The organism is Fluoribacter dumoffii NY 23 (assembly GCF_000236165.1).
GTDB lineage: Bacteria > Pseudomonadota > Gammaproteobacteria > Legionellales > Legionellaceae > Legionella > Legionella dumoffii.
This window is the reverse complement of record NZ_CM001373.1, coordinates 2,302,023-2,319,905: the sequence shown is the minus strand read 5'-3', so window position 1 is coordinate 2,319,905 and position 17,883 is coordinate 2,302,023. Positions and strand designations below refer to the sequence as shown.

The window sequence follows — 17,883 nt, the reverse complement described above, 5'->3', positions numbered from 1 at the left end:
AAGGGATTTACATGGTTGAGAAAATAATTGAATTCTGCGCAAACAATCGATTTATCGTGTTGCTATTTGTCGTGGGGTTCTCCTTGGGCGGTTGGTGGGGTTTAAAAAATACTCGCATGGATGCTTTGCCTGATATTTCAGATACGCAAGTGATTGTGTATACCACATGGATGGGCAGAGCACCGGATCTGGTGGAAGATCAAGTCACTTACCCCATTGTAACGGCATTGTTATCCGCACCAAACGTTGTAGCAGTTCGCGGTTTTTCTGATTTTGGTTTTTCTTACGTTTATATCATTTTTAAGGACGGAACCGATATTTATTGGGCGCGCTCACGTGTCTTAGAATACATGAGCCAATTGAGTGGAAAACTGCCTGAAGGCGTGACCCCTCAATTAGGTCCTGATGCAACGCCGGTTGGTTGGATTTATCAATACGCCTTAGTGGATGAAAGCGGGAAGCATAATCTGGCCGATTTACGCACTTTTCAAGATTGGTATTTAAGTTATTGGTTAAGAGCTATACCTGGTGTATCAGAGGTCGCCACCGTGGGTGGTTTTGTTAAGCAGTATCAAATTAATTTAGATCCCGTCAAAGTACTTTCCTATAAACTTTCTGTACCCCAAATTATTGAAAAAATTCGTATGAGCAATAATGATACTGGTGGGCGTGTCATTGAATTTTCAGGGACAGAGTACATGGTTCGTGGACGAGGCTATATCACGTCGACAGATGATATTGAAAAAATAGCCATTGGTACGAATGCCAATGGGACGCCGATTTTATTACGAGATGTGGCAACCGTGCAGCTTGGCTCGGACATGCGTCGTGGTGTGGTCGATTTAAATGGTCAAGGCGAAACCGTTGGTGGCATCGTCATCATGCGTTTTGGGGAAGACGTTTTGGAAGTGATTGGCAGAATCAAGGATAAGCTCAAAGAATTGGCTACTGCCATTCCAGAAGGAATAAAAATGGTCAATGTGTATGACCGCAGTAATCTGATTCGAGAAGCCATTTCAACGGCCAACTGGAATTTGATTGAAGAACTTGTGGTGGTTGGGTTATTAATCATTGTTTTCTTGGGGCATTTTCGTTCCGCTTTGATTCCGATTATTACTTTGCCGCTTGCTATTTTGATTTCGTTTATTCCCATTTATTTTTTCAATATCGGCCTTAATATCATGTCCATTGGCGGCATCATTGTGGCGGTTGGGGATATGGTGGATGCGGCCATTATCATGGTCGATAACGCACACAAACGGTTAGCCGATTGGGAAGCAAAAGGAAGTCCCGGCGATCGCAACAAAGTGTTGATTGATTCAGCGAAAGAAGTAGGCCCTGCCATTTTTGCATCATTAGTGGTTATTGCCATATCGTTTATGCCGGTTTTTACCCTGGAGGCCCAAGAAGGACGGTTATTCTCACCCTTGGCCTATACAAAAAATTTAGCCATTTTTATGAGTGCTTTGCTGGCCATTACTTTAATCCCCATGTTATTACCTATTTTGGTGCGTGGGCGTATCATCCCCGAGCAAAAACATCCCATTACCCGCGTGATGCAAAAAATGTACGCACCAGTTTTGAAATTAGCACTGCATTACCGTGGTGTTGTAGTAGCGATTGCTGTGGTAGCGGCATTAGCCACGGTTCCCCTCTATAAACTCATTGGCTCAGAATTCATGCCGCCTCTGTATGAAGGTACGATTTTATATATGCCTGTTACTTTACCTGGCATATCGGTCACACAAGCCACAGAACTGCTCCAGGAAATGGATAAAAAATTAAAATCATTCCCGGAAGTGGCTTATGTGTTTGGAAAAACGGGACGGGCTAATACGTCAACCGATCCTTCTCCTTTTAGCATGATGGAAGTGATTGTTGAACTTAAGCCTAAGAAATTTTGGCGCAAAAGCGTGACCTATGAAAGCCTGGTCGCTGAGATGGACAAAGCCTTGCAATTTCCCGGTGTGAGCAATGCCTGGACTATGCCCATTAAAGCGCGTAATGACATGCTCACCACAGGAATTCGAACCGCTGTAGGGATTAAAGTTTTTGGTCCTGACATTAAAAAAATTGAAGCCATTGGCAAAGAAATCGAAATGGTAGCCAAAGAAGTACCGGGGACAAGTACGGTGTATGCGGAACGGGTGGCTGGAGGGTATTTTCTTGATTTTGACATTCATCGTGACGAGCTTGCGCGGTATGGTTTAACCATTATGGATGTCAATCGTATCATCGAATCAGCCGTGGGTGGTGAAAACATAGCGACCACAATTGAAGGCCGTGAACGTTATCCTGTTAATGTGCGTTATTTGCGAGAATTACGCGATGATCCGGATAAGATCAATCGTATTTTAGTGAAAACACCCAGTGGTGCTGAAATACCTATTGCTCAATTGGTGACTTTAACCTTTCGTTCAGGTCCTGCCATGGTTCGCGATGAGAATGCGATGTTAGCAGGTTATGTGTTCATTGATATTAGCGGACGAGACATTGGAAGCTACGTGGAAGAGTTAAAGCAAGTGGTCAAGGCAAAAGTCACATTACCCCCGGGCTACACGCTTGCCTGGTCAGGTCAATACGAATTCATGCAACGCGTGTATGAACGACTTAAAATTTTTGTACCACTCACCTTAGCCATTATTTTTATTTTGTTTTACTTTACCTTCCGCACCATCACTGAGACATTGATGGTGATGCTAGGTGTCCCCTTTGCTCTACTTGGCGGATTTTTGCTGCTCCTTCTATTAGGGTACAACATGAGTATCGCGGTCTGGGTTGGGATGATTGCACTTGCTGGAGTGGCTGCTGAAACGAGTGCGGTGATGCTCGCTTACCTTGATTCTGATTACAACGAGCAAAAAGAAAAAGGATTACTCAAAACCTTGCCGGACTTGATTCAAACGGTGCAGCAATGCGCCGTATCGCGTATTCGCCCTATGGCGATGGCAGGGCTTGCGAATATACTGGGTTTGTTACCGGTGATGTGGGCGACAGGTATTGGTGCTGATGTGATGAAACGCCTCGCGGCTCCCATGGTGGGTGGGATTTTTTCAGCACTATTGCTGACTTTGATTGTGATTCCCGTGGTTTATGTGATGTGGCGCTGGCAAGTGGATTTGAAAAAACAAGGAAGTCTAATGGAGGCAAGATGAAATTAACGTTCTTAGGGGCAACCCAAACCGTTACTGGTTCAAAATACCTTTTGACCATCGATTCTAAAAAAATTCTCATCGATTGTGGTCTTTTTCAAGGGTATAAAGAATTACGATTACGTAACTGGGCTTCATTGCCTATTGACCCGCGCGATATTGATGCTGTGATTATCACTCATGCGCATATTGACCACACCGGTTATTTGCCCCTATTAGTAAAAAATGGATTTCAAGGAAAAATCTATGCAACACCCGGCACAAAAGCATTGTGTGCTATTTTATTACCGGATAGTGGTCATCTTCAGGAAGAAGAAGCACGATTAGCCAATAAATACGGTTTCTCGAAACATAAGCCAGCGCTTCCTCTTTATACCGAAAAAGACGCGAGAACGGCATTAAAACATTTTGAAACCGTTGATTTTAATGCGCCGCACCAATTATTTAATGGATTTAGCTTCGAATTTCATCGTGCAGGACACATCGTGGGTGCCGCGATGATCAAAATAAAAACAAGTAAGTGTTCCCTTTTGTTTAGCGGGGATGTTGGTCGACCTTATGATCCGGTCATGAAGGCACCAACCCCCATTCAAGAAGCGGATTATCTGATCATGGAATCCACTTATGGCGACCGATTGCATGATGCAACTGATCCGTTGCCGCAAATGGGGCAAGTGATTAATACAACCATCAAACGAGGGGGTTCTGTCGTCATTCCAGCCTTTGCCGTAGGGCGTGCGCAAAGTCTTCTTTATTTTATTTATCAACTGAAACAAAAAGGAGAGATTCACAAAGACGTTCCAGTGTTTTTAGACAGCCCAATGGCCATCAATGCGACCCATTTGCTCTGCACTTATAAAGAGGATCATCGTTTAAATGAGGAACAATGCCATGGCTTATGTAACGCAGCTACTTATATCAATACCCCTGAGGAGTCAAAAGAACTCGATCGTCATAAAATGCCTCAAATCATTATAGCCGCCAGTGGGATGGCCCAAGGTGGTCGTATTGTGCATCATTTGAAAGCCTTTGCCCCTGATCCTAAGAGCACCCTTCTTTTTACCGGCTTTCAAGCAGGAGGCACTCGTGGTGCCAGGATTGTCAATGGGGAACGTGAGGTCAAAATTCATGGTAGTATGATTCCTATACACGCCAAGGTCGTTGTCATGAGCAGTACTTCTGCGCATGCCGATTATCAGGAGCTGTTAGGTTGGCTAAAGCACTTTATTCGGCCACCCAAAAAAGTCTTTATCACTCATGGTGAACCTCACAGTGCACAATCGCTCAAAGACAAGATTGAACAGCAATTTGGTTTCACCTGCATGATTCCTTCTTACCAGCATGTGGAGGAGTTGTCGTGACAAAAGAAGTGGGTCATGCCTTGCGTTTAAAATATTTAGGCATCAAGACGTATCATGAAGCCATTATTTACATGCGAGAGGATTGTCATGTGTGTCATGCAGAAGGCTTTGAAGTGCAGACACGTATTCAAGTGACCCTTGGCAAACGCTCCATTATCGCAACGCTTAATGTCGTTACCTCAGAGCTGCTTAAGCCCGGGGAAGCCAGCTTGTCACACTATGCCTGGGATTCTTTAAATGCTAAAGAAGGGGATGAAATCCAATTATCCCATCCTAAACCTCTGGAATCATTAAGTTATGTGCATACGAAGATTTATGGTAAGGAACTCTCTTTTAAACAAATCAAAGCCATCGTGGATGACGTTTTAAGTGGTCGTCTTTCTGATTTGCAAATTTCTGCTTTTTTAGCGGCCAGTGCCGCAGAACGTTTAAGCAATACTGAAATCATGAAACTTACAAAAGCCATGATTGACAGCGGCGATCGCTTATCCTGGTCATCTCCTTTGATTGTAGACAAGCATTGTGTTGGTGGTTTGCCAGGAAATCGCACCACCCTTGTTGTGGTTCCCATTGTAGCTGCTTTTGGGTTAACTATCCCAAAAACCTCTTCACGGGCAATTACTTCTCCAGCAGGTACTGCAGATACAATGGAAACTTTAGCACCGGTGTCACTGAGCCCAAAGGCTATGTGTCACGTGGTTGAAAAGGAAAACGGTTGTATCGTTTGGGGAGGTGCTGTGAGCTTAAGCCCTGCCGATGATGTGCTTATTCGGGTGGAGCGTGCTCTTGAGTTAGATAGTGAAGGTCAATTGGTCGCCTCAATCCTTTCTAAAAAAATTGCTACAGGAGCAACCCATGCCGTTATTGATATTCCAGTGGGACCTACCGCAAAAGTCAGGAATAAGTCCAGGGCTTTACTTCTTAAGCAATCCCTTGAAGAAGTAGGAAAACAGTTAGGCCTTGTGGTCCATACTTTAATTACTGATGGCGCACAACCGATAGGAAATGGTATTGGCCCTTCCCTGGAAGCACGCGATGTGTTGGCGGTATTACAAGGATTGCTTCATGCCCCAAAGGATTTGCGCGAAAAATCATTAACTCTTGCAGGAGCAGTACTGGAATTTTCATCAACAGTACAACCTGGCTCAGGTCAATCGATAGCCAAACAATTATTAGATAGCGGCGAAGCGTTTAAAAAATTTCAGGCGATTTGTGAGGCACAAGGAGGCATGCGGGAATTGACGGCGGCACGTTTTACTCACCCTATTGGTGCTGAGAAAGCAGGTAAAGTATCTCTCATTGACAATCGAATGCTCGCAAAAATTGCCAAACTTGCAGGGGCCCCTAAGTCTAAATCAGCAGGGGTTGATTTGCATGTTCATATTGGCGACCAAGTTGAAAAAGGACAGCCTTTGTTCACCATCCATTCAGAGTCTTCAGGAGAGATGACTTATGCTCGCGATTTTATTCGCGATAAACAAAATACCATTGTTCTGGGAGAGAAGCCTTGAAGCCCATTTTATTTTCATTATTTGATGCTTCAGAAATCAGTAGACACTTAAAAAAAGCGCTTCAAGTGGAGGTGGGTGATGCCACGTTGCATCGTTTTCCAGACACGGAGTGGTACGTAAAAATTAATTCGGAAGTTAAAAATCACAGCCTCATTGTAGTGGATAGCTTAAACCGACCCGATGAAAAAATACTGCCTTTGTTGTTTTTTGCTAAAACAGCCAAAGAATTAGGAGCTAAAAAAATTGGTTTGATTGCCCCTTATCTTCCGTATTTACGTCAAGATAAACGTTTTCATCAGGGGGAAGGGATTACCTCGCGTTATTTTGCTGAGTTATTATCCACCTCATTTGATTGGCTCATGACCATCGATCCCCATTTGCATCGTTATAACTCTTTAGATGAAGTCTACTCCATTCCTACTTTTGTCTTACATGCTACTTCAAATATAGCGAGATGGATTAAGGCTCATGTTATTAAACCAGTGCTTATAGGCCCTGATATGGAAAGTGAGCAATGGGTTGCCGACATTGCAGAAAAGGGCGATTTTCCCTATGTGATTTTGGAAAAAAAGAGACGGGGTGATAAAGAGGTGGCTATTTCAGTACCCAATATTCCGAAGCTTCACTCCTCTACCCCAGTATTAGTCGATGACATCATCTCCACGGCCAGAACCATGGTGGAAACGGTGAAGCATTTGCAAGATTTAGGGGTTAAGTCAGTGACTTGCATTGGTGTGCATGCGCTTTTTGCAGAAGATGCCTATTCCCTATTATCGGAAATGGAAGGTATGCAAATCATTACTTGTAACACGGTAAATCATATAACCAATGCCATTGATGTGAGTGATTTGGTTGTGGATGAGTTAGTAAAACACAAGTTGGTAAAGGCTTTAAAAGGATAAGTGGACCAACATTTATTTTCAAGGAGTATCAGATGTCAATTTTTAAAATAACTATGGCGTTTATTGTTTTTATTGGGTTAGTTGGGGCAACACTCTTTTTGAGCTCCTGTGATGGGTTGAGAAAGCATGGTTCACAGGAGGTTGATGGAGGCTATGGGGGGCACGGTGCTGGTGGCCACGGTGGCCATGGCGGTGGGCATTGAAACGTGTTCTCTGCTTAAGTGAAACTACTAATACGAATAGGTGATCAATGAAACACGACCATCATCAACAAAAGCATACAAATACTGGAAAAGAGGACGCTTGTTGTCATCAGGAACATAGAGTACAGAAGTCACGCGATGCTTCCTCCAAAACAGAGGGTGCAATCATCTATACTTGCCCCATGCATCCTGAAGTACGTCAGACTAATCCCGGGATTTGCCCTCTTTGTGGTATGGCCTTAGAGCCGGAAACAGTGACCGCCGAAAGTGAAATAAATCCTGAATACCTTGATATGAGGCGCCGATTTTGGATGGCAGTGATTCTTACTTTACCTGTTGTGGTATTGGAGATGGGCGGACATTTGTTGAAAAACATTATATCTGCCGGTGTTTCAAACTGGATTCAACTGCTATTTGCTACACCTGTTGTGTTATGGTGTGGTTGGCCATTTTTTCAGCGTGGCTGGCAAACTCTTAAAACACGTCACTTGAATATGTTTACTCTAATAGCTATGGGTATTGGGGTAGCATGGGTTTATAGTGTGGTGGCAGTACTACTGCCTGGGGTATTCCCTATAGCTTTTCGAAGTCAAGAAGGGGTGGTCGCTGTGTATTTTGAAGCGGCAGCTGTCATTACTACCCTTGTCTTATTAGGACAAGTGCTGGAATTAAAAGCAAGAGAGCAGACAGGCAGTGCTATCCGTGCTTTATTGAAATTAGCACCTGACAGTGCGCATCGTATAAAAGAAGATGAGAGTGAAGAGGAAGTATCTCTGGATAAGATTAATGTTGGCGATTTGCTGCGCGTTCGCCCTGGTGAAAAGATACCGGTAGATGGTGAGGTACGGGAAGGCCGAAGTTTTGTAGATGAATCTATGGTGACTGGAGAACCTATTCCGGTTACTAAAGAAGCAGGTGCTAAAGTTATTGGTGCGACAATTAACCAGACGGGTAGTTTTGTTATGAAAGCACTTCACGTTGGTAGTGACACCATGCTTTCACGTATTGTTCAGATGGTGAGTGATGCTCAACGAAGCCGCGCCCCTATTCAACGGTTAGCAGATACTGTATCTGGATGGTTTGTGCCTGCCGTGATTTTAATTGCCATGCTTTCTTTTATTTTGTGGGCATTGTTGGGGCCGCAACCATCATTTAGCTATGGCTTAATTGCTGCTGTATCTGTATTAATCATCGCTTGTCCCTGTGCCCTAGGCTTGGCAACTCCGATGTCTATCATGGTAGGAGTAGGGAAAGGTGCTCAGAGTGGTGTATTGATTAAAAACGCGGAAGCGCTTGAGCGAATGGAAAAGGTGAACACGCTTGTTGTAGATAAAACAGGAACACTCACTGAAGGGCACCCCAAATTGACGCAGATTGTAACTGATCAAGGCTTAAATGAGGAAGAGGCATTAGCGCTAGCGGCATCACTTGAACATCAAAGCGAACATCCGCTTGCCAAAGCCATCGTGAGGGCTGCAAAGGAAAAACAGTTGGCTCTTGAACCAGTCCAAAATTTTGACGCCCCAACTGGGAAAGGAGTAGTAGGTAAAGTAAATGGTCATCGTGTTGCCATTGGTAATATCAAATTAATGCAAGAGCATGGGAACGATAATACTTCTCTTTTTACAAAAGCAGATGAGCTCCGTGGCAAAGGTGCCTCTGTGATGTTTATGGCTATCGATGATAAAACAGTAGCCCTTTTGGTAGTGGAAGATCCAATTAAATCAACAACCCCTGAAACCATCCACTTACTTCAACAAAGTGGCATTGAAATTTACATGCTGACAGGGGATAGTAAAAAAACAGCAGAAGCTGTGGCAGGTACACTTGGCATAAAAAAGGTAGTGGCTGAAATCATGCCTGAGGATAAAAGCCGTATTATAAGTGAATTAAAGGATAAAGGACTCACTGTTGCAATGGCAGGAGATGGGGTGAATGACGCACCGGCACTGGCACGAGCTGATATTGGTATTGCCATGGGAACAGGGACTGATGTGGCTATTGAGAGTGCTGGTATTACATTATTGCATGGTGATTTGCGTGGTATTGCCAAGGCTCGTCGTTTATCAGAAGGGACTATGAGTAATATACGCCAGAATCTCTTCTTTGCTTTTATTTATAACATATTGGGTGTCCCTTTGGCTGCGGGAATCTTGTATCCATTCACAGGATTACTATTAAGCCCAATCATCGCCGCACTTGCTATGGCGCTTTCTTCTGTTTCAGTTATTGTTAATGCCCTTCGATTACGAGGATTAAAACTATGAAATAGGCGATACCTAATGGCATATTTTGCAATTATGATAATGGGAGTTATTCGAGTTTGTTTGAGTACGACATATAGTCTTAGTAGTGGTTATACTGTTTGGTCGCTAGATGGATAATATCCAGCAGAAATTTTTAATCTTTCGCTGGTATGCTCAAAAATCAAGGCGATTTATTTTCACGGTTATTTTTATGAGTTTCACCAAGAATTTCAAGGGCTTCTTTTATGACATACAAGGAGATGGCAATTCCTACAACTAGATCTGGATATCTAGTTTTTGTTAATGCGATTAAACTCCCTGATAAGATGACACCAAGATTGGCAACAACATCAGCTCGAGTAAAAATCCATGTAGCACGTAAATGGATTTCACCATCGCGAAATCGACGAAGCAAATACAAAACAATGCCGTTGACCACTAAGGAAAGACAAGCAATAGTGATTATGATGGTACTGATTGGAGAGCTACCCCAAATGACTCTTCGCCCAACATCAAACAGCACACCAATGCCCAATATTAATAATACGCTTCCACTGAGTGCCGCAGTGGTTGTTTTAAACCGCATGCCACGACCTACCGCCAGAAGACCTAATGCATAAGCCGATGCGTCAGCAAGCATGTCGAGTGAATCTGCAATCAGTCCTGTTGACTCAGCGATAATCCCAGCAATTAAACCTACCACAAACATGATGAAATTTAAGGCCAGCGCAATGAACAGTACTTTTTTGTCAGTAACCGTAGTAGCTTGTTGACATTTACAACTCATAACATTTCCTCTGAAAAAAACTGTATTATTTATATAGATTTAAGGAAGATATGTGTAGCTATCATAACAACTCTTGTTCTATTTTTTTTGCTTCAATTGATTAAATGCAGTCACAAATGCTTCATTGAGTCCAGTTTTTTATCGTTGCCTTTAATGCTAATATTATTTCATCAACGTCGATTTTTTCAATGAATCATTAATTTTTCCTGTCAAATAAAGAGATAAGTTCCCCAGCCAAATTAAAAATAATTAATAGCTTTAGCAAAAAGAAAAAATCAAATCTATACTAAAAATAATTGGTTAAACTATTTTTTAAGGCAAAATCATGGTGTTCCCAGTTGTGATGATCGTGCTTGGTATTGTCTTTCTCATCAGTGGTGCTTATTTAGTCAATAGATTACTTCAACAAACAAGTCATTATCGTATGCAATGGTTAGGTTATCTTGCTTTTATCGGCGCTTTTATTCTTAGTTATTCGGCCAGCATTTTTTACGGTCTATTGGTCGATCCGCACTGTCTTAACTATTTTTATGCCAGTGTGTTTTTATTAGGTGCTACCTATGTCTATTTGTCTTGCCGTCTTATGACCAAGACCATTCAAAAAATGGAGTTGATGGATGATTTTAAAAATCGCTATGAAATATTACGGCATCATGCAACCTATGATTCACTGACTGGCTGCAATAATCGGGAGTATCTTTTTGAGATTTTAAACACACGGTTTCAACAAATCAAGATGAATGCAGGCTCTGTTATTGTTCTTTTTATTGATATGGACCGATTTAAGACTGTCAATGATCGCTATGGTCATGAGGTAGGTGACACCACGTTACAAATGTTTGGTGGACTCCTAAGGCAGCGCTTACGAAGGGATGATTTAGTAGCTCGTTATGGTGGAGACGAATTTATTGTTTTGATGGAGAACACCTCCATGGATGAGGCAAAAAAGATTGCTGAAAATCTTATCACGGTGACTAGAAAATCATTCAAAGAAGGTACTCTATCTGAGCTTAATCTGGGTTGCTCCATTGGTATTACCCAGATGAATCACCACTCGGCTTCAGTAAATACCGTGATTAAAGAAGCTGATTTGGCCTGTTATGCAGCGAAGCAAAGAAAAATCAATGGTTCAGTGTGTGTCTATAGCCCAATGCTGGCAACAAAAAATAATGCGATACACTTTAGTAGAAATCAAATTACCCAATAAGAAGTAAAAAGTTAACAAAAACCAGTCTCTCAATAACGGTTCATTGACTCTAAAGAGTCCCTTTTTTCTTCTTGATGTCATGCCTTGTTTAATCACATTGGATAAGAGATACTGAAAGGATAGAATAACAAAAAAGGTATTGATTAATGACACATTTTCTAAAGAAACGCACTCTCCTATTAATGGTTCCGGCAGTCCTTGTTGGTTGTTCTTATAATGCTAAGTTAACTCCTGAAGGCGAAAAAGTAACCATTGTACAGTCAGGAAAGCCTACAAAGAATTGCACTTTTTTAGGTGAGGTCAGAGCCTACGATCGCAATGGGATGAGTCAATCTTATCAATCCCATGAGCATTTGATTAAGGATGAACTCAATATCCTAAGAAACAAAGCAGCGCTTTTAGGAGCGAATACACTTAGGATTACCAAACATCAGCAAACTTACGAAGGCAATCCCAAAAATGATTTTGTGGCGGATCATGGGATGGTGGGCCGTGCCTATCGCTGTAAGACGAATTAATAATCATTTTGAGTCTTCCTGGTCATGAAACATTATCGTGCTTGGCAGTGTTCTTGTTGGATAGTGCTCCTCCTGTTGTGTTCCTATTCGGCAATAGCAGGAAAGACATTGACCCTTCAGGGAATAACCCAAATTGCTCTGGCGAATAACAAGGATTTAAAAGCGGCTCGTTATAATGTAGCTATTGCAAAGGCCCGATTGATCCAAGCCGGTCTTTGGCCCAATCCAAGCGTTAATCTCTCAAATAACGACGATCGCTTATTTAATGATGAAGGAGAGTATTCGCGCAGTGCTGGTTTTAGTCAAGCATTCCCTATTTCTGGACGTATTGCAAAACAAAAGACAGTCGCACGCCTCGATGTCATGAAAGCCATCGCCGAAATTAGGGAGGCCGAGCGTCAACTCAGTGCCAAAGTGGCGAATGCATTTTATGCCGCGGTGATTACGGAGCGTCGCCTGCAACAATTGAATTATTTATTAAGAATCAACAAAGAATTAGTGAACGTCATCCATAATCGTTATCATGCCGCTGAAATTTCAAAGTTGGATGAGAATGCAGCGCGCATTGAGTATCTGCGCATTGTTCAAGAAAAGCATTTATTACATAGCCTTCGCATTAGTCAAATGGCCACACTGAACCAATTGATGGGCCGAGATGCGAATTCTCCTTTATCTCTTAAGGCTGACCTAAATACAGGGCAAAATTTTCCTGAATTACCTGCGCTAAAAACGTTAGCACTTAATAATCGTCCTGACCGCCAATCCATTGCTCTATCAATTAACCGCGCCATTGCCGATCGCCACTTGGCAAAAGCGGAGCGCTTTGCTGATTGGACAGTAGGGCTTGGTGTCCAACAAGATAAAATTGTGGTGGAAGAGGGACCACCCCAACCAGCCGATCGCACTTTGGGCGTTACGCTTTCTGTTCCACTTCCTCTTTTAAATCAGAATCAGGGACGAATTTTAGAGGCAAGTCGCACGGGAACTCAGGCGATGATGGCGTTACGCGCCTTGAATTTAAGCATTGAAACAGAAATAGCGAGTAACTATGCCCAATTGAAAGCACTTAGGATGAGCCTTAGAGAAACGCAAAGCGTATCTCTTAAAATAGGCGTTGAAAGCGTGAAACTGGCGCGTGACTCTTATGAAAATGGACAAATTTCGCTTTTGAATGTGTTGCAAGTGCAAAAACAACAAAATGATTTGCAAATGACTTATCTCACGACTTTAGAAAAGTATTTACAAGTGTATGTGGCTTTATGTACGGCCATTGGCCCTGGCCACACACAAGGATTTTGTCCTTACTTAGCTTATCAAAGGAATGGTTATGATGATGGCATTACAACAGCGAATTAGAGCAATTTTACTCGCCAGTGTTTTTCTTGGTCTCCTCATCCATGCTCAGGGAGTGTTTGCCCATGGAGAAGAAATCGAAGTGAGTGAAGGAGGAGCCAAAGGTCCTGTGCATTTGACACCCCAACAAACCAAAATGCTCGAAATCAAAGTCGCAAAAGCAACCAATCGTCCCATGGCGCAAATGCTTGGTTTGAATGGCCAAATTCAACTCTTACCCGATGCGCAGGCGGATGTCAGTATTCGGATTAGTGGGAGCGTGACGGCCATTGATGTGAATTTAGGCGATGGTGTCAAGACAGGACAACGCTTGGCTACCGTGCAATCACGATTAGTGGGTAATCCCCCGCCGAGTGTGGCGGTCATAGCCCCCATTGCAGGCATCATTGATGCCAGGAATATCAATTTAGGTCAAGCTGTTGAACCGAATACGGTTCTTTTTCACATCAGCAACCGCGATAAACTGTTAGTCATTGCCCAGGTTTATGAAGAAGATTTAGGCAAGGTTAAGGTAGGACAGGAAGTCAATATTCATGCGTTGAGTTACCCAAAGCTGGTTTTTCCAGGCAAAGTCACTTTAATTGAACCCAATCTTGACCCGTTAACTCGCACAGTGAACCTGCGAATTACTTTGAATAATGAGAAAGAACTACTCAAACCGGGCATGTTTGTTCGTGCCAATGTCATTTTAGCTCATAATGAAGCGGCACTTGCGGTGCCTAATACCGCCCTTTTACAGGCGGATAATGAGCAATTCGTTTTTGTGCAAAATGGGGATGAGTATGAACGAGTGGACGTTAAAGTAGGTGCAGTAGACGATGACTACTCAGAGATTACAGACGGCTTGGTGCCTGGCGACCTCGTTGTGACTCAAGGCAATCGCGAACTTTATACACTATGGCTCACTGGGGGCAGTAAACCGCAGTCAGGCCAAGAGGAGCATCATTAAATGTTTACGCGATTAATTGCCTGGTCTTTACATAATCGCCCTTTGATTTTGGCGTTAACGATTATCCTTTGCTTACTGGGTGGCTATACCTTAAAACAAATGCCCGTGGATGTTTTTCCTGAATTTGCTCCACCACAAGTGGTGGTACAAACCCAAGCGCCTGGTATGGCCACCCAAGATGTGGAAACTTTGGTGACCTATCCCTTAGAAAGTGCCATCAATGGAACGCCAGGTGTGGCCAGTGTCCGTTCAAAAACCTCCGTCGGATTATCGACGATTACTGTGGTATTTGATGATAAAACGGATATCTATCGCAATCGCCAATTGGTTAATGAACGGATTCAACAAGTAATAAACCGTCTTCCTCCAGGTGTCTCGTCACCAGTGATGTTGCCGGTCACCTCGGCAGTGGGGTGGCTACTTAAATATGCGCTTATTAGTCGAACTGCAAGCCCTGAAACATTACGTACACTTTCAGACTGGACCATCCGTCCGCGCCTTTTGGCTCTTGGTGGCGTCGCTTCCGTGGTGTCTCTAGGTGGGGAAGTGAAGCAATATCAGGTCCAGCTTGAACCTAAGCGTATGCTGGCCTATGGCATCACGGTTGAAGAAGTGCGCCAAGCGTTAGCGACAGGAAATCAAAACGTGCCTGGTGCTTTTGTTCATCAGGCAGGTACTGAATTCGTTGTGAGCACCATTGGGCGTATTAAGACGCTGGAAGACATTAAAAAAACACTCATTGTGGTTCGTAATGGAGTACCCATCACCATTAACAACGTAGCCACTGTCGCTTTTGGTGGTGAAATCAAACGAGGGGATGGGGCTTATAATGCAGAAAACGCGGTCATTGGTACCGTTTCTAAAATCTTCGGTGCCGATACGGTAACCACGACTCAGAAAGTGGAACACGCTTTAGCCGATATCAAAAAATCTTTGCCAGCGGGTGTTGAGTTAATCACCGATGTGTTTCGTCAAGCCAATTTCATTGAATCAGCCATTCACAATTTGACCAAAGCCCTTATTGAAGGGGGCATCATTGTGATTGCTATATTGTTTCTCTTTTTAATGAACTGGCGAGCTTCCTTCATTACCTTTCTCTCCATGCCGGTTTCTTTTATTGTGGGTATTCTAGTACTTCACTATTTTGGTTTTGGCATTAACTCTATGACGTTAGGAGGGATGGCAATTGCTATTGGTGAGGTAGTGGACGATGGTATTATCACAGTTGAAAATGTAGTACATCGACTAAGACTGAATCGGTTGGCCAAAAAACCTCTACCCGCCATTGAAATTGTTTTTGATGCGGTTTTGGAAATTAGAAGTTCAGTGGTCTATGCGACCATTATTATTAGCTTGGTGTTTTTGCCTATTTTCTTTTTGTCAGGTATTCCTGAGCGAATTTTTAGCCCTTTAGCGATTGCTTATATCGCCTCAGTATTAGGTTCTCTTGTGGTCTCTATTACTATGGTGCCAGCCCTTTGTTATCTTCTTTTAGTACGAAAAACGGAAAAACAGCAGGATACTAAAGTAGTGATGCATGCTTTATCTCAAGAGGAACGTTATCATTTGACGGAAGAAGAAGCGGCCCAACACGCTCAAGCGGAAACTCGTTTTGTGATTTGGTTAAAAAAACATTTTTTAACTGGGTTAAATTGGTCTCTGGCCCATTGTAAAACAGTCGTGGCCATGGCAATCGGTGCCTTTCTTTTCGCCTTGGCCTTGCTTCCTTTTTTTGGGACTTCGTTCTTACCTGAATTTCATGAGGGTAATTTTATTATTGTGATGAGCACGTTGCCTGGAACTTCATTGGATGAGTCCATGCGATTAGGCAATCAAGTCAGTAAAACTTTGCTGAAGTACCCGCAAGTCATCTCCATTGCCCAACGGGCAGGACGCAGTGAATTGGATGAAGACGCATTACCACCTAATGTTAGTGAGTTTGATGTGCGCTTGAATTTTGACAAAAACAAAACCATGTCTCCGGATGAGTTGTTGCAACGCATTCGCGCGGATCTAGCAAATATCCCAGGAGCACTGTTTAATGTAGGGCAATTTATCGCTCATCGCATGGATGAGGTGCTATCAGGCGTCAGAGCGCAAGTGGCGGTAAAGCTCTTTGGCGATAATCTTGCTACCCTTAACGAACTGGGTCAGTCGGTCGAAGCGATTTTGAAAACCATTCCAGGAATAGTGGATGTTAACAAAGAGCAGCAAATCAATGTGCCTCAGTTAATCATTACCATTGACCGAGAGAAAGCGGCTCGTTATGGGGTTAATGTAGGGCAAATTTCTGAGGACGTGCAAGTTCTTCTCAATGGAATGACGGTATCGAGTATTCTCGAAGGCCAGCGAACGTTCGATTTGTATTTGCGTATGAATGAAACAGGGCGAGACAGCATTAAAGCCATTCAAAACATGCTCATTGATGCTCATGGAGTGGCAAATCAGGAAACCAAAATTCCTTTGCGTGCTGTGGCTGATATTCGCTTAGAGCCTCAGCCTTTTGCGATTAATCGCGAAAACGTGCAGCGCGTCTTAGTGATTGCCTTTAATGTGCAAGAGAGGGATTTAGGTAGTGTGATTCAAGAAGTGCAACAACGGGTTAAGGAAAAGGTTACCCTACCGAGCGGTTATTTTATTCAATATGGTGGTCAATTTGAAAGTCAACAACAAGCCTCACGCGTAATTATTGTGTTTGGTGGGCTTGCTATTTTCATTATGTTGATTCTGCTTCACAAAGCCTTTGGCACGTTCCGTGAAGCACTGCTCGTGATGTTCAACTTGCCACTGGCTTTGATTGGTGGCGTGATTTCTTTGTATCTTGCCAGTGGTGACATGAGTGTCGCGGCCATGATTGGTTTTATCACCTTATTTGGAATTGCGGCACGTAATGGGATTATTTTAGTGAGTCACTACAATCAATTACGTGCCCAAGGACAATCGCGGGAACAGGTGGTTATTCAAGGGACTCTTGACCGCCTGGTTCCTGTGCTCATGACGGCAGCAACAGCTGCGCTTGGCTTAATTCCTCTGTTGTGGGGATCTCCTGCTGGAAAGGAGCTTGAGCGACCTTTGGCGCAAGTGTTATTGGGAGGATTATTGACCTCCACCTTTTTAAATATGTTGGTTGTGCCCACAGTGTATAATGCTATGGAAGGATGGCGGGAAAAGCGAAGATTGAATAAAACTGAGCAAGGAGAAAAAAAATGAAGCGCACTACTTCGAAACAAAGAAAGCATGTATGGTTAGGTTTCTTAACCAGTCTTTTGATTTTTTGTGGGTATTCCCATGTGTTTGCTAGCGCGACTGAAGAGCCGACTGAATCCATTCCTAAAACCATTCCAGCCATTTGGGAGGCAATAGATAAGCATGCGGCCTCCATCAATCAAGTGTTGGCTGGTGATGATTTAAATTCCATACACCAACATGCGTTTGCCATTCGTGATTTAGTCAAAGCCTTACCCGCTTTAAGCGAGGATTTATCAGAGGAACAGAAAAAAACATTGCAACAAAATTTGAGCTATGTCAGTCAATTGGCTACTCGTCTTGATAAAACAGGAGATAGCAATGATAAAGAAGGAACACAAGCAAACTGGCAAAAACTACAAAAAGTGTTGACGCAGCTGCGTGCTTTGTATCCTTCAGATGCCCCTAATTAATCAAGGAATGAGTCATGGTGTAGGGTGTTGTTCGT

Annotated in this window: 13 protein-coding genes; 12 read left to right on the top strand and 1 reads right to left on the bottom strand. The window is 43.1% G+C overall.

Annotated elements, in window-relative coordinates; all coding sequences use genetic code 11:
* The first annotated feature begins 11 nt into the window (after positions 1-11).
* The 6 genes from KYQ_RS10435 to copA are packed head-to-tail and all read left to right on the top strand — an operon-like array spanning position 12 to position 9,396.
* Complete coding sequence (locus KYQ_RS10435) at positions 12-3,155, top strand: efflux RND transporter permease subunit (RefSeq protein WP_010652852.1); 3,144 nt, start codon at positions 12-14, stop codon at positions 3,153-3,155.
* Positions 3,152-4,513, top strand: coding sequence for an MBL fold metallo-hydrolase RNA specificity domain-containing protein (locus tag KYQ_RS10430; protein WP_019350044.1), 1,362 nt, complete (start codon positions 3,152-3,154; stop codon positions 4,511-4,513). Before KYQ_RS10435 ends, KYQ_RS10430 begins: the two co-directional genes overlap by 4 nt.
* Entirely contained in the window at positions 4,510-6,024 is a 1,515-nt protein-coding gene (locus tag KYQ_RS10425) for a thymidine phosphorylase family protein (RefSeq protein WP_019350043.1), read from the top strand. Before KYQ_RS10430 ends, KYQ_RS10425 begins: the two co-directional genes overlap by 4 nt.
* The gene (locus KYQ_RS10420; protein WP_019350042.1) at positions 6,021-6,926 is read left to right on the top strand and encodes a ribose-phosphate pyrophosphokinase; all 906 of its coding nucleotides are present in this window, start codon (positions 6,021-6,023) and stop codon (positions 6,924-6,926) included. Before KYQ_RS10425 ends, KYQ_RS10420 begins: the two co-directional genes overlap by 4 nt.
* Positions 6,927-6,958: 32 nt before the next feature.
* The gene (locus tag KYQ_RS19335; protein WP_019350041.1) at positions 6,959-7,129 is read left to right on the top strand and encodes a hypothetical protein; all 171 of its coding nucleotides are present in this window, start codon (positions 6,959-6,961) and stop codon (positions 7,127-7,129) included.
* 47 nt (positions 7,130-7,176) lie between these two features.
* Entirely contained in the window at positions 7,177-9,396 is a 2,220-nt protein-coding gene (gene copA, locus KYQ_RS10410; protein WP_019350040.1) for a copper-transporting P-type ATPase, read from the top strand.
* 160 nt (positions 9,397-9,556) lie between these two features.
* On the opposite strand, the gene KYQ_RS10405 is transcribed toward copA, so the two are convergent.
* Complete coding sequence (locus KYQ_RS10405; protein WP_019350039.1) at positions 9,557-10,162, bottom strand: cation efflux transmembrane domain-containing protein; 606 nt, start codon at positions 10,160-10,162, stop codon at positions 9,557-9,559.
* A gap of 325 nt (positions 10,163-10,487) precedes the next feature.
* On the opposite strand from KYQ_RS10405, the gene KYQ_RS10400 reads away from it, so the two are divergent.
* From KYQ_RS10400 to KYQ_RS10375, 6 genes are all read left to right on the top strand, one after another.
* A complete protein-coding gene (locus KYQ_RS10400; RefSeq protein WP_019350038.1) occupies positions 10,488-11,369 on the top strand; it encodes a GGDEF domain-containing protein in 882 nt (293 codons plus the stop codon).
* 146 nt (positions 11,370-11,515) lie between these two features.
* The gene (locus KYQ_RS10395) at positions 11,516-11,887 is read left to right on the top strand and encodes a DUF4156 domain-containing protein (RefSeq protein ID WP_019350037.1); all 372 of its coding nucleotides are present in this window, start codon (positions 11,516-11,518) and stop codon (positions 11,885-11,887) included.
* A 24-nt stretch (positions 11,888-11,911) separates the two neighbouring features.
* The gene (locus tag KYQ_RS10390; protein ID WP_027220166.1) at positions 11,912-13,243 is read left to right on the top strand and encodes a TolC family protein; all 1,332 of its coding nucleotides are present in this window, start codon (positions 11,912-11,914) and stop codon (positions 13,241-13,243) included.
* Positions 13,221-14,189 (top strand): efflux RND transporter periplasmic adaptor subunit, encoded by a 969-nt coding sequence (locus tag KYQ_RS10385; protein WP_027220165.1) that lies wholly within the window; start codon positions 13,221-13,223, stop codon positions 14,187-14,189. Before KYQ_RS10390 ends, KYQ_RS10385 begins: the two co-directional genes overlap by 23 nt.
* Positions 14,190-17,399 (top strand): efflux RND transporter permease subunit, encoded by a 3,210-nt coding sequence (locus KYQ_RS10380; protein ID WP_019350034.1) that lies wholly within the window; start codon positions 14,190-14,192, stop codon positions 17,397-17,399.
* Positions 17,396-17,848, top strand: a complete 453-nt coding sequence (locus KYQ_RS10375; protein ID WP_019350033.1) for a hypothetical protein — start codon at positions 17,396-17,398, stop codon at positions 17,846-17,848. Before KYQ_RS10380 ends, KYQ_RS10375 begins: the two co-directional genes overlap by 4 nt.
* Positions 17,849-17,883 lie beyond the last annotated feature (35 nt).